Below are 13,233 nucleotides of genomic sequence, written 5' to 3'. Positions count from 1 at the left end.
GCGTCAGCCTGCCAGCTCTTCAAGGCTGAGGGCAAAGGTGCCCGCAGCGCCGGCCTGGGCGTGCGCCAGAAGCGAGGCGTGTTCCGGCAGCATCCGGGTGATGTAGAACCGCGCCAGCTTCTCGCGCGGACCGCCCTGATCCGCCATCGCCGCGGCCAGGTGGTAGTGGCCGCCCAGCACCCGCGCAAAGGCCCGCAGATACGGCACGGAGCCGGCAAAGCGGTCCTGCATGTCCTCTTGCGCCACCAGCCATTCGGTGGCCTCGCGCAGGGATTCACAGGCCTGCCAGACCGATTCAGCCATGTTGGGATGGGTTGCGCGGGCGCGCTCGGCGCGCTCCTCGATCTCGTCGATGAGGGCAAAGGCGGTTTCGCCGCCGTCCATCATCTTGCGCGCCACCAGGTCCATCGACTGGATGCCATTGGTGCCTTCGTAGATCGCCGTCACCCGCACGTCGCGGTAATACTGTGCGGCGCCGGTTTCCTCGATGAAGCCCATGCCGCCATGCACCTGCACCCCGGTTTCCGAGACCCGGATGCCGGTGTCGGTGCCAAAGGCCTTGGCGATCGGGGTCAGGAAGGCCGCGCGGGCGGCCCAGTCCTTTTCGCCGGTCGCGGTCTGCATGTCGATCGCTTGGGCACAGGCCAGCAGGATCGCGCGGGAGGCAAAGAGATCTGCCTTCATCTCCATCAGCATCCGGCGCACGTCTGCGTGATCCACAATGGTGCCGCTGGCAGTGCGGCCCTGCTTGCGCTCCAGCGCATAGGCCAGCGCGTGCTGGTAAGCGCCTTCACCTGCGCCAACGCCCTGGCCGCCGACGCCGAGGCGCGCGTTGTTCATCATGGTGAACATTGCCGCCATGCCGCCGTGCTCTGCGCCGACCAGCCAGCCGGTGGCGCCGTCATACTGCATCACGCAGGTTGGCGAGCCATGCAGGCCCATCTTGTGTTCCAGGCTGACGACTTTGAGATCGTTGGCCTTACCCGGGTTGCCATCGGCGTCCGGCAGGTATTTCGGCACCAGGAACAGCGAGATCCCTTTGGTGCCCGGCGCCCCGTCCGGCAGCCGTGCCAGCACCAGGTGGCAGACGTTTTCGCAGAAGTCGTTGTCCCCCCAGGAGATATAGATCTTCTGGCCGGTGACCGCATAAGTGCCATCGCCGTTCGGCTCCGCCTTGGAGCTGAGCGCACCCACATCGGAGCCCGCCTGCGGCTCGGTCAGGTTCATGGTGCCGGACCACTCGCCGGAGATCAGTTTGGGCAGGTACAGTTCCTTGATCGCGTCCGAGGCGTGATGCTCCAGCGCCTCGATCTGGCCCTGGCTCATCAGCGGCGCCAGTTGCAGCGACAGGCAGGCGCCGGCCATCATCTCGTTCACCGCGGTGGCAACCGTCAGCGGCAGCCCCATGCCACCGTGTTCTTCCGGCGCGCTCATGCCGATCCAGCCGCCCTCGGAGATGGCCTTGAACCCGTCAGCAAACCCGGGCGAGGTCCGCAGCACGCCGTTCTCCAGATAGGCAGGTGTCAGATCGCCGTTGCGCTGCAGCGGCGCCAGCACCTCATCGCACATCTTGCCCGCCTCATTGAGGATGGCGCTCACGACGTCCGAGGGGGCCTCGGCAAAGCGGTCTGTGGCGGAAACATCTCCATAGCTGACAACATTGTTCAGCAGAAACTCATACTCGGAAACGGGGGCACGGAAGGTCATGGGCGTCCTTTAGCGGTCTTTCGGGGGCGTCCTGGCGCGGGCAGTCTTGGCTTCCCGGCACGGGCCTATTATGGTCAGTGGCTTGACCGATTACCTAATCGGACGCCTGTTTCAATCAACCAAAACGCCGCGTCACCCGGAATGCCCCTGCAAAGCACCGAAATTCTTGCCGCAACGGAAGCGGGCATTGCCCGTGCCGCGCAGCTTTTGCGGGAGGGCAAGCTGGTCTCCTTTCCCACCGAAACTGTCTATGGGCTTGGCGCCGATGCCCGCCAGGGCGAAGCGGTGGCGGCGATTTATGAGGCGAAGGGGCGGCCCTCCTTCAACCCGCTGATCGCGCATGTGCACTCGGCTGAGGCGGCGCAGCGCTATGTGGAGTGGACCGAAACGGCAGAGACGCTGGCAGAGGCCTTCTGGCCCGGCCCGCTGACACTGGTGCTGCCGCTGCGCGAGGGCCACGGGATTTCGCCGCTGGTCACCGCCGGGCTGGACACCTTGGGCGTGCGGGTGCCTGCGCATCCTGCCGGCCAGGCGCTGCTGCGGGCACTGGACGGCCCGGTGGCGGCGCCTTCTGCCAATCCCTCCGGCAAGATCAGCCCGACCACGGCAGCGCATGTGAAGGCCGGTCTGGACGGCCGCATCGCCGCCATTCTGGACGATGGCGCCTGCGGGGTCGGGCTGGAGTCGACAATCGTCGGCCTGGCGGGGCCAGAGCCGGTGCTGCTGCGCCCCGGCGGATTGGCAGCGGAGGAGATCGAGGCGGTGCTGGGCCGCAAGCTGGCGGTGCGCGATGTGCACGATCCGCTGACCGCGCCCGGCCAGCTGCTGTCGCACTACGCGCCGGGCGCTCCTGTACGGCTGAACGCCGACGCCCCGGCCGAGGGAGAACTCTATCTCGGCTTCGGCCCCGGCGCATGCGACCTGAACCTGTCGGAGCGCGGCGACCTGGCTAAGGCGGCGGCCAATCTGTTTGGCCACCTCCACCAGCTGGACGCGCTAGGCAAGCCGATCGCCGTGGCGCCAATTCCGGAGCACGGGCTGGGCGAGGCCATCAACGACCGCCTCCGCCGCGCCGCCGCTCCTCGTGATTGAACGGCGGGATTGAGCGGCGGGGCGTGGAACCGATCCAGAGGCTCCCGCCCCTTTGAGCCCCATCACAGATGGGACGCAAAGCGTTGAGCCGGGCGCCGCGCAAGCGCGGCGCGGCCGGTGGCATTTCCAAGAACTGCATCATGGGTTGCAAAGCTTGGCTGCGCATGGAAACCGCAATTGAGAATCCGGGCCGCCAGCTGCCGCGCCGTGCGCCAGCACGGCGCCGGGCCCAACCTTATTCTGGTCATCTTTGATGATTGAAAAAAAGGGCGGGAGTGCTCCCCCCGCCCCGCAGCACATCGCCCCCGCAGCCGCGGGTCAGGCGTGGCCCGCGCTGGCTGACAACGTCAAAGGATCGACGCCCAGCGTTTTCAGCGCGGCTTCCCATTTGCTGTCATCGGCCAGGCCAAAAACCAGCTCGGGGCTTGCTTCCGCCGTGAGCCAGCCGTTCATCGCAATCTCCGACTCCAGCTGCCCCGGCCCCCAGCCGGCATAGCCCAGCAGCACCAGCAGCTCCTCTGGGCCCTGGCCGCCCGCGATGTCCTCCAGGATGTCCAAGGTCGCGGTCATCGAAAAGCCGCCCGGCACCTTCAGCGAGCTCACATCCGATTCGTAATCCGGCGTGTGCAGCACAAAGCCGCGCTGGGTCTCCACCGGGCCGCCAAAGCGCACCGGCAAAGCGGCCGCGGCACTGCCTTCGCCGCCCATGTCCAGCTGCTCCAGCAGATCGCCCAGCGCCACCCCGTCGGCGGGCTTGTTGACGATAAGCCCCATCGCCCCCTCCTCGCCGTGCGAGCACAGGAAAACCACCGCGTGCTCGAACCGGGGGTCGCCAATTCCAGGCATTGCAATCAAGAGCTTGCCAGTCAGATCCATGAATTTCCGTCTTTCTGCTGCCTCCCCCCACCATGACGCGCAGCCGCCCCGCACGCAAGGGGCGCAAATGCGCCGGGCGGTGAAGCCTCCGGCAAATTTGCCGCAAACACAGGGCGATGGACAGCCTATGACCGGATCGTGACTTGGCAAACCGCGCTGCTGGGCGCATTTATCTGTGCATGAGTAAGATACTGACCAAAGCGGCTGCCTGCGCGGCGTCTCTGCTGGCTCTGGCGGCAGGCACCCCGGCCCTCTCCGGCGCCGTGGACGGCGACATTGTGGAGATCGAAGTGCTGGACGGCGGCATGACGCCGCGCGGCACCTATATGGGCGCGCTGCGGGTCAAGCTGCAGCCTGGCTGGAAGACCTACTGGCGCGCGCCGGGCGACGCCGGCATCCCGCCCAGCTTCTCTTGGCGGGGTGCGCGCAACGTCGGCGCGCTGTCGATCACCTGGCCGGCGCCGGAAGTGTTCCTGACCTCCGGCTACCGCACCATCGGCTATCATGACCAGCTGGTGCTGCCGGTGGAGATCACCCCCAAGACCGCTGGCAAGCCGGTGCGCCTCAAAGGGCGGATGCAGCTGGGTGTCTGCAAGGATGTCTGCGTGCCTGCCGAGCTGAGTTTTGACCACCAGCTGGATGGCGATGCAGGCCGCAACCCGGCGATTGCCGCAGCGCTCGCGAGCCGCCCCTGGTCAGCCAAGGAAGCCGGCGTGCGCCACGCCGCCTGCAGCCTGCGCCCGTCTGAGTACGGCATGAAGGTCACCGCCCGCATCTCGATGCCCCCGGCTGGCGGCGAGGAGGTTGCGGTGATCGAGCCAGGCTCGCCCAATCTTTATGCCGGGGAGACCACCACACGCCGCGAGGGCGGGCTGCTGGTAGCGGAGACCGAGTTCCTGCCCGCCGATGGCAGCGCCTATGCCATTGACCGCTCGCAGCTGCGGATCACCGTGCTGGGCCGCAATCATGCAGTCGACATTCAGGGCTGCAGCGCCGGATGAGCCCTCCTGACAGCTCGCAGCGCCCGGTGGTCGGCACCATTGCCGTGGTCTGCCGCCAATTTGACGGCCAGGACCACGTGATCCTGGTGCAGCGCGGCAAGGAGCCGAACGCGGGCTGGTGGGGATTTCCCGGCGGCCATGTGGAGATGGGCGAGACCGCCCTGCAGGCCGCCGCGCGCGAGCTGATGGAGGAAACCGGCGTGTCTGCCCGGCCGGTTGAATATCTCACCAATGTGGATGTGATTGTCCGCGCCGAGCCGGGCGCGGTGCAGCGCCAGTACCTGCTGACCGTTGTCCTGTGCGAGCACACCAGCGGCGAACCGGTGCCGGATGACGATGCCGAACAGGCGGAATGGATTCCCATCGCAGAGATCGAAAGCCGCGGCCTGCAGCTTCTGGATCAGGTGGGCGAAGTCGCCCGGCTGGCTCAGGCCCGCTGGCGGGCGCTGAACCGGTAGGCGGCACCCCCGGCCAGATAGGCCAGCAACGCCAACGCCAGCGCCCCGAGCACACAGGCCAGCAGCCCGGCCCGCACGGGCTCCATTGCCGCCAGCACAGGCACCGCCCGCAGCAGCGGATGCAGCGCTCCCGTGGCCATCGCCCAGCCCAGGGTCAGCACCAGCCAAACCAGCTGCGCCAGCGCTGTCCCCAGCACCAGCCAGCGCAGGCGCCCAGCCCCGCGCCGCAGGGCCCGGCGCAGCGCTGTCATCGGCCGCGACAGGTCGCGCTGCATCGCCACCAGGGCCGGCACCACCAAAAGCACCAGGAACATGCCGAAGCCAAGCCCGTAGACCAGGGTGATCACCGTCGGTTTGAGGAATTGCGCCTGCTGCGCGCGTTCAAACAACAGAGGCGCCAGCCCCAGCACCGTGGTCATCGTGGTCAGCATCACCGGCCGCAGCCGGTCCGCCGCCGCATCGATGATTGAAGGCACCAGTCCGCGGTCCTCGGCGTATTGGTCGATGGTGGTCACCAGCACGATGGAATCGTTGATGATGATCCCGGTCATTCCCAGCAGGCCAACCACCGTGAACATGCTGAGCGGCACTTCCCACATGTAATGCCCCCAAATGGTGCCAACCAGGCCAAAGGGAATGATCGCCATGACTACCAGGGGGCGGGTCCAGCTGGCAAAAATCCAGGCCAGAACCAGGTAGATGCCTGTGAGGCAGAGGATCAGACCCGTGCCCGCCTCCTGCAAAAACGTCTGTTCCTGCTCCGCCAGCCCCGACAGGCGCCATTCCACCTGCCGCTCGCTGGCGATAGCCGGCAGGATCTCCTCCTGCAGCGCCTGCATAACCGCCTCGGCGCGGGCCGGATCGTCCTCGGAGATGTCGCCGGTCACGCTGATCACCCGGATGCCGTTCTCGCGCCGGACGGTGGAAAACCCGGTGCGCTGGGTGACCGAGACAATATCGGCCAGCGGCACGTAGATCCCGCTGGGCGCCCGCATCAGGGTGCGCTCAAGGAAATCGGCGGTCAGTTCATTCTGCGGAAGCTCCACCCGGATCGACGCGCTGCGCGGCCCGTCGGGATAGGTGGCTGCTTCAATCCCGTTGAGCCGCGCCCGGAGCGCCTGGCCCAAGCTGCCGATGGTGAAGTTCAGCGCCTGGCCATGCGGGGTGAGGTCCAGGATCACCTCCTCCTTGTCATAGGCCAGGTTGTCCTCGACGGCCGAGACCTCAGGAAAGCGCAGCAGCGCGGTTTTCAAATCCTCGGCAGCGGCCTTGAGCGTCTGCACGCTGGCGCCTGCGAATTGCACGTCCAACGCATCGCCGCCTGGGCCGGACCGCCAGCTGCGGAAGGAGATCGTCTCCACCATCGGGTGGCGCGCCACCTTCTCCTGCAGCTCCGCCACGAAGGCAAAACTGGAATAGGGCCGCAGGTCGGCGTCGATCAGCTCGATCGAGATCCCGCCCAGCAGATCCGTGTCCTTGCCCTCAACCCCTGACAGGCCGCGGCCCGCATTGCCGCCGGTCTCGGCCATCACGAAGTTCAGCGGGTTACGCCCGTAGCGTTCGGCATACTCCGCCCCCAGCGCCTCTGTCGCGCGCTGCATCTCCCGCATCATCTCCATTGTATCAGCGCGGGTAGCGCCCTCCACCATGGCAAAATTGCCGGTGACCGAGCCGCGCTCCGGCGCGTTGAAGAAGCGCCATTGCACGTCGCCGTTGATGAACAGCGCCGCCTGGCTGGCGAGGATCGCCAGCGCGCCAGCCAGCACTGCGTAGCGCGCAGTAACGATCAGCCCCATCAGCGGCCGGAACGCATGATCGCGCAGCCAGCGGAAGCCGCGGTTCACCATCCGGTTCGGCCAGTCGTACCAGTGCCGCGCCTGCGCATGGGTCAACGCATGGGCCAGGTGGTTGGGCAGGATCAGGAAGCATTCCACCAGCGAGGCCGCCAGCACCGCAATCACGGTGAACGGAATGTCGCGGATCAGCTCGCCGAACCGCCCGCCCACGAGGGTCAGCCCAAAGAACGCAATGATGGTGGTGAGGGTTGCGGCAAAGACCGGCATCGCCATGCGCCGGGCGGCATTCTCGGCGGCCTGCACCGGGTTTTCCCCCAGCCGCCGCACCCGGAAATCGGCGTGTTCGCCCACCACGATGGCGTCATCCACCACAATACCCAGGGTGATGATCAGTCCGAACAGGCTGACCATGTTGAGCGTGATCCCGGCGGCATACATCAGCGCCACGGCGGCAAACATCGACGCCGGTATGCCGACCGCCACCCAGAACGCAATACGGGTGTTGAGGAACAGGAACAGAAGGCACAGCACCAGCGCGAGCCCCATGAGTCCATTATCGACCAGCAGGTTCAGACGGTCGGTGATGTGTTCGGCGCGGGTGCGGATCAGCTGGGCCGTTACCCCCTGCGGCAGACTCGCCTGCATGTCCGCGACCACCTCCTGCACCTGGCGCTGCAGGCGGATGGCGTTGCCCTGGTCAGAGCGGTCGACCCGGATCGACATTGCCGGATGCTCGCCCACGAAATAAGAGCGGTTGCGGTCCACCCCCTCGACCCGCACGGCCGCCACATCCTCGATAGTCAGAACGGACCCGTCGGCGTTGGTCCGCAGCACGATGGCTTCCAGCTCATCCGGCTGGCGCTTCTCGCTGCCGGTGCGCACCCGGGCATTGGCGCCGGTCACGTCGCCTGCAGGATCCGCATCAACCTCCGCCGCGATGGCCTCGGCAATCTCGCGCATGGTGATGTCATGGGTGATCAGCTTGGCAGTCGGCACTTCGACGATGGTTTCCGGCGCCGCAACCCCGCGGATGGTGGTGCGGGTGACACCGGCCTCGAACAGGCGGGCGATCAGTTCATCGGCAAACAGCCCCAGCTGCCCGGCCCCTACCGGCCCGGTGATCACCACGTCGGTCACCCGGTCGCGCCAGGCACCGCGGCGCACCTCCGGCTCCTCCGCTTCCTCCGGCAAGGTAGTAATCCCGTCGACGGCGCTTTGCACGTCATCGGCGGCCTGTCCCATGTCGGAGCCCGGCTCAAACTCCAGCGTCAGCGTTGCCAGCCCCTCGCGCGATGTAGAGTAGGTTTCTTCCACCCCGTCCACCGCCAGCAGCACCGGCTCCAGCACCTGCACGATAGCGTTGTCCACGTCCTCCGGCCCGGCGCCTTCCCATTCGACGGAAACGGTAACCCGCTCAACGATCACATCCGGAAAGAACTGCGCCCGCATGTTGGGCATCGCAGCGGCCCCCAGCACCAGCATGATCACCAAGAGCAGATTGGCCGCAGTGCGGTGGCGGGTGAAGTAGCTGAACAGCCCGCGGGCCGGCCGGGGGAGCTTGCGGACCATGGCCCTCAGCCTCCCATCCGGGATTCAATGCGCGTGACCAGCTGCGCCGGCACCCGCGCCTCAGCCAGCTGTTGCAGCATCTTGGCCTTCATCTCAGACGGCATCGCGCTGCTGCCCTCGACAAAGGCCACCAGCCGGGCACGGCGCTCGTCGCTCAGCTCGATCAGCTCCGGCAGCGCCTGCACTTCAGCGCCCTGGCGCAAGGGGCGCACCTTGATGCCAGCGCCCAAGAGCGGCGTGCGGCCGGTGACAACCTCGCGGCCCTCCAGCCCGGCGCCGCGGATCAGCACGTCATCGCCTTGGCGGCGCACCAGCTCGACCGGCAGCGCCTCCAGCCGGTCTTCCTCGCCCAGGATCAGCACCGAGCCATCGGCCCCCAGCGCCGAGGCGGGAACCCGGGCTACTGCCGCAACCTCAGGCTCTGTCACCTTGACTGTGACGAAATCGCCGGGCTCGAACCCCGGTGCAGCGTTCAGGCGCGCATAAACCAGCCGCCCGGTCTGCCCGTCACCCGCCGCACCGCTGGCGCGGGAGATCTGCCCGGCGGCGCTCAGCCCCGCTCCGTCGGCGTCCAGGGTCACCCGTACAGGAGCCCGCAGCAAATGCCCTTCGGTGTCGAGCAGCCGGGCGTATTGCGCAGTCGAGACCCTGAAGGCCACCTCCAGCAAGTCCGGATCGACCAGATCCGCGAGTTTTTCATTGGCCGAGACCAGCCGCCCCTGCACCAGGCTCACCGCCTGCAGGGTGCCGTCGAAACGTGCCTTGATCGTGGTGTCGTCGAGATCCCGCTGCGCCTCGTCCAGCGCAATCTGCGCGCGCGCCACGCGGGTGGCGGCCTGATCCGCCCGCGCCTCTGCCTGGCTCACCGCCTGACGGCGCGAGATCACCGCCTGGCGCGCCTGCACCGCCGCCAGCTCCGCGGTTTCCACCGCCGCCGCGGTGCCTACACCCCGGTCAGCCAGGTCCACCTGCCGCTGAAACGCCCGCTCGCGCAGCTGCGCCTGGTCCTGCGTTGCCTGCAGCTCATCCTGCGCCAGAACCAGTGCCCGGCCCGCATCGCGCTCCTCGGCGCGGGCGTCCATCATGTCCGCCTCGGCCCGGTCCAGCGCCGCCTGCGCATCCGCCGGGTCGATCTGCACCAGCACCTCGCCGGCACGGACGGTGCCGCCTTCCTCAAAATCCTCAGAAAGCTGAACCACACGGCCGCCGACCGCCGTGCGCAATTCCAGCGTGCGGCGGCTCTCGACCCGGCCAAAGGCGGTCAGCTCCGGCGCCACCGTCTGCAGCTCCGCCGTCACCACATTGACCGCAAAAATCCGCTCCCGAGCCGGGGGAGCTTTCTTTTCCGCGTTCAGCTGCGCCTCGATTGCACTGAAGATCAGCTGCCCGGCATAAAGCAGCAGTGCCGCCGTGACCGCCGCCAGGAATACACCTGTCACACTCTGACGCAAAAAGCGCATGTTTCTCCCTTCCGGTGGCGGCTGCTGCCGGGACCGCGAGCGCGGCCTGCCAAAGCGCAAAATGCCTTGTGCCCGGTTGGAAATATATGATTTTCCGCACGGGTTTGCGAGGTTACACGCCGCAGCCGTTCACTTCCGGCGCAGATGTTCCTCCAATCTGGGCATGATTTCCACGAAATTGCAGGGCCGGTGGCGGTAATCGAGCTGTTTTGAAAGAATTTCATCCCAGCCGTCCTTGCAGGCGCCGGGACTGCCGGGCAGCGCAAACAGATATGTGCCGCCCGCGACCCCGCCAGTGGCGCGCGACTGCACCGCGCTGGTGCCGATCTTCTGCATCGAGACCCAGGTGAAGACGGTGCCGAAGGCCTCGATCTCTTTTTCATAGACATCGCGGTGCGCCTCCACCGTCACGTCCCGGCCCGTCAGGCCGGTGCCGCCGGTCGAGATCACCACATCCACCTCCGGATCCGCCACCCAGGCGCGCAGCTGCTCGGCAATCTCTGCCCGCTCATCGGGGATAATCTTGCGGGCGGCCAGCACATGGCCCGCCTCACCCAGCCGGTCGACCAGCACCTGGCCCGAGCGGTCGTCCTCCAGCTTGCGGGTATCCGATACTGTCAGCACCGCGATACGGACCGGGATGAACTCCATGTTTTCGTCGATACGGGACATTGCCTGTCAGGTCCTCTCTGTACTCGCCAGCCGCAAGGCCAACGCTGCAAATATTTCCGCCGGGGCGCAAACGGGCAAGGCCGCATCAGCGCTCAAGGCTCCACGTCGAACCAGCTAACCGCCGGGCCCAGGTTGGCCACCTGTGTCCTGCCTAGTGTGCCGCGGAAGCCCCAGCAATCATGCACATGGCCGCAGAGCAAGAGCTGCGGCCTGATCCGCTCCGCCGCGGCCCTGATGGCGGTGGAGCCAACCGACTGCCCGCCAGAGGTCACATCCCCCAGCCCCTTGGGCGGGGAATGGGAAATCAGGATATCCGCGTGATCACAGGCCGCCAGCATCGCCGCCGCCTGCACCTCGCTCAGGTCGCAGGACCAGCTGCCAAAGGGCGTTTCCGGCACGCCGTACCCCAGCCCGAACAGGCGCAGACCTTCGACGGCCACGCCTTCCCCATGCAGCACTGTGGTGTCCGGCAATCCTGCCGCGCGCAGCTCATCGGCGCTTTCGCCGTTGCCGGGCACCGCCACCATCGGCGCCTTCAGCCCGGCCAGCATCGCCACTGCCCGGTCCATACCGTGCCGGCAATTGCAGAAGTCGCCCGCTCCGATCACCAGATCCGCTCCGGCGCTGGCCGCCACAATATCCGCCGCATGGGAGGCCGAGAGATGCAGGTCGGAGAACGCCAGGATTTTCATCGCATTTCCTCAGGACAAGCTGCCCAGCCGCGCCTTCAGCTCCAGCAGATCCGCCCAGGCCAGCCGCTTCTGCGACGGCTGGCGCAGCAGATAGGCTGGGTGGAACATCGGCATCACCGGCTTGTTCCAGGCCTGGTCCCACTTGCCGCGCAGCCGGGTGATACCGCGCTTGCCCAGCACCGCTTGGCAGCTGATATTGCCCATCAGCACCAGGATATCCGGCTCCGCCAGCGCCACATGCCGCTCCAGGAAAGGCGTAAGCATGGCAATCTCCGCCGGCAGCGGATCGCGGTTCTGCGGCGGCCGCCAGGGCAGCACATTGGTGATATAGACGCTTTCGGCGCGGCTAAGCCCGATCGTCTCCAGCATCTTGTCCAAGAGCTGCCCAGCCCGGCCCACAAACGGCTTGCCCTGCAAATCCTCGTCCCTGCCCGGCGCCTCGCCGATGATCATCACCCGCGCGCCAGGCTGGCCGTCCGAGAACACCAGGTTGCGCGCCCCGCGTTTCAGGTCGCAATGGTCGAAGGCTGCCAGTGCATCGTGCAGGGCGGGCAACGACGCTGCCCCCTTGGCGGCCTTTTGAGCCACCTCTGCGGGGTTCACCTCCTTGGGCTTGGGCGGCGGCGCGGGGGCTGCCCCTGGCTTCGGCTTCGGCGCGGCCTGTTCCAGCGCATAGCGGTTGACCGGCGCGTCGCACAGCGCTTCGGTCGCGCCCAGCTCCGCCTGCCACTCCAACAGCGCCCGGGCGCTCCAGTAATCCAATGCCGATTCCATGCGCCCAAGCTACTCCGCCCAGCCGGCAAGCGGAACACCCCTCCGCCGCGATGCCGCAGATTCAAGCCTTTCATCTTTCGGAAAATACTCCGGGGAGCGCGAGGGGCCGGCCCCTCGCCTGCTCTGCCTTGCCGCATCCGCCCGCCCCGCCTATAAGAACCGGCAAATCAAGCGGAGCCGCCCATATGTCCTTCGAACACCGCCACCTGCTTGGCATCGAACCGCTGAAGCCGCATGAGATCACCGCGATCCTTGATCTGGCCGACGATTATGTGGCGCTGAACCGCCGCCCCGAGAAGCACTCCGACGTGCTGGCGGGGCTTACGCAAATCAACATGTTCTTCGAGAACTCCACCCGCACCCAGGCCTCGTTCGAGCTGGCGGGCAAGCGGCTGGGCGCCGATGTGATGAACATGGCAATGCAGGCGTCCTCGATCAAAAAGGGGGAGACCCTGATCGACACCGCGATGACGCTCAATGCGATGCACCCGGATCTGCTGGTGGTGCGCCACCCGCATTCCGGCGCGGTGGACCTCTTGGCGCAGAAAGTGAACTGCGCAGTGCTGAACGCGGGCGACGGCAAGCACGAACACCCGACCCAGGCGCTTCTGGATGCGCTCACCATCCGCCGCTCCAAGGGCCGCCTGCATCGGCTCAACATAGCCATCTGTGGCGATATCGCCCACAGCCGCGTTGCGCGCTCCAACCTGATCCTCTTGGGCAAGATGGAAAACCGCATCCGCCTCATTGGCCCGCCAACCTTGGTGCCCGCCCAGTTCGCAGAATTCGGCGCCGAAATCTATGACGACATGCGCGAGGGGCTTAAGGATGTGGACGTGGTGATGATGCTGCGCCTGCAGAAGGAACGCATGGACGGCGGTTTTATCCCTTCGGAGCGCGAATACTACCACCGCTACGGGCTGGACGCGGACAAACTCAGCCAAGCCAAACCCGACGCCATCGTCATGCACCCCGGCCCGATGAACCGCGGGGTGGAAATCGACGGGACGCTGGCCGACGACATCAACCGCTCGGTCATTCAGGAGCAGGTGGAAATGGGTGTCGCAGTGCGGATGGCGGCGATGGACCTGCTGGCCCGCAACCTGCGCGCCGAACGCCTGGCTGAGGCTGGGTGA

Annotated in this window: 11 protein-coding genes; 4 read left to right on the top strand and 7 right to left on the bottom strand. The window is 66.8% G+C overall.

What is annotated here, in order from left to right:
* Window positions 1-3: 3 nt before the first annotated feature.
* Window positions 4-1,707: an acyl-CoA dehydrogenase family protein gene (locus AC5STI_RS17845; RefSeq protein WP_490398754.1), complete on the bottom strand. Its 1,704-nt coding sequence runs from the start codon at window positions 1,705-1,707 to the stop codon at window positions 4-6.
* Between the two features lie 141 nt (window positions 1,708-1,848).
* Here AC5STI_RS17845 and AC5STI_RS17840 point away from each other — a divergent pair, with 141 nt between their 5' ends.
* Complete coding sequence (locus AC5STI_RS17840) at window positions 1,849-2,799, top strand: L-threonylcarbamoyladenylate synthase (protein ID WP_495447605.1); 951 nt, start codon at window positions 1,849-1,851, stop codon at window positions 2,797-2,799.
* Between the two features lie 318 nt (window positions 2,800-3,117).
* Here AC5STI_RS17840 and AC5STI_RS17835 read toward each other — a convergent pair whose 3' ends face one another.
* Window positions 3,118-3,675, bottom strand: coding sequence for a YqgE/AlgH family protein (locus AC5STI_RS17835; protein WP_490398756.1), 558 nt, complete (start codon window positions 3,673-3,675; stop codon window positions 3,118-3,120).
* 179 nt (window positions 3,676-3,854) lie between these two features.
* Here AC5STI_RS17835 and AC5STI_RS17830 point away from each other — a divergent pair, with 179 nt between their 5' ends.
* Both AC5STI_RS17830 and AC5STI_RS17825 read left to right on the top strand, forming a co-directional pair.
* Window positions 3,855-4,676, top strand: coding sequence for a protein-disulfide reductase DsbD domain-containing protein (locus tag AC5STI_RS17830; RefSeq protein WP_490398757.1), 822 nt, complete (start codon window positions 3,855-3,857; stop codon window positions 4,674-4,676).
* Entirely contained in the window at window positions 4,673-5,134 is a 462-nt protein-coding gene (locus AC5STI_RS17825; RefSeq protein WP_495447604.1) for an NUDIX hydrolase, read from the top strand. Before AC5STI_RS17830 ends, AC5STI_RS17825 begins: the two co-directional genes overlap by 4 nt.
* Here the strand turns inward: AC5STI_RS17825 and AC5STI_RS17820 are convergent.
* The 5 genes from AC5STI_RS17820 to AC5STI_RS17800 all read right to left on the bottom strand — a co-directional run bounded on the left by AC5STI_RS17820 (window position 5,104) and on the right by AC5STI_RS17800 (window position 12,097).
* Complete coding sequence (locus AC5STI_RS17820; RefSeq protein ID WP_495447603.1) at window positions 5,104-8,499, bottom strand: efflux RND transporter permease subunit; 3,396 nt, start codon at window positions 8,497-8,499, stop codon at window positions 5,104-5,106. The two genes, AC5STI_RS17825 and AC5STI_RS17820, sit on opposite strands and share 31 nt — an antisense overlap.
* Before the next feature lie 5 nt (window positions 8,500-8,504).
* Entirely contained in the window at window positions 8,505-9,959 is a 1,455-nt protein-coding gene (locus tag AC5STI_RS17815) for an efflux RND transporter periplasmic adaptor subunit (RefSeq protein WP_475050089.1), read from the bottom strand.
* Window positions 9,960-10,088: 129 nt separating this feature from the next.
* Window positions 10,089-10,631 carry a molybdenum cofactor biosynthesis protein B gene (moaB, locus tag AC5STI_RS17810; protein WP_495447602.1) on the bottom strand — a complete coding sequence of 181 codons (543 nt, stop codon included), beginning with the start codon at window positions 10,629-10,631 and terminating at the stop codon, window positions 10,089-10,091.
* A gap of 92 nt (window positions 10,632-10,723) precedes the next feature.
* Window positions 10,724-11,323, bottom strand: a complete 600-nt coding sequence (locus AC5STI_RS17805; protein WP_495447601.1) for a metallophosphoesterase family protein — start codon at window positions 11,321-11,323, stop codon at window positions 10,724-10,726.
* A 9-nt stretch (window positions 11,324-11,332) separates the two neighbouring features.
* Window positions 11,333-12,097 carry a uracil-DNA glycosylase gene (locus AC5STI_RS17800; RefSeq protein ID WP_495447600.1) on the bottom strand — a complete coding sequence of 255 codons (765 nt, stop codon included), beginning with the start codon at window positions 12,095-12,097 and terminating at the stop codon, window positions 11,333-11,335.
* A gap of 185 nt (window positions 12,098-12,282) precedes the next feature.
* On the opposite strand from AC5STI_RS17800, the gene AC5STI_RS17795 reads away from it, so the two are divergent.
* Window positions 12,283-13,233 (top strand): aspartate carbamoyltransferase catalytic subunit, encoded by a 951-nt coding sequence (locus AC5STI_RS17795; RefSeq protein WP_475050080.1) that lies wholly within the window; start codon window positions 12,283-12,285, stop codon window positions 13,231-13,233.

It is taken from the genome of Leisingera sp. CC-HEC096, from assembly GCF_059429235.1.
The sequence above is the reverse complement of the archived record's forward strand: the minus strand, read 5'-3'. Positions and strand labels throughout refer to the sequence as shown.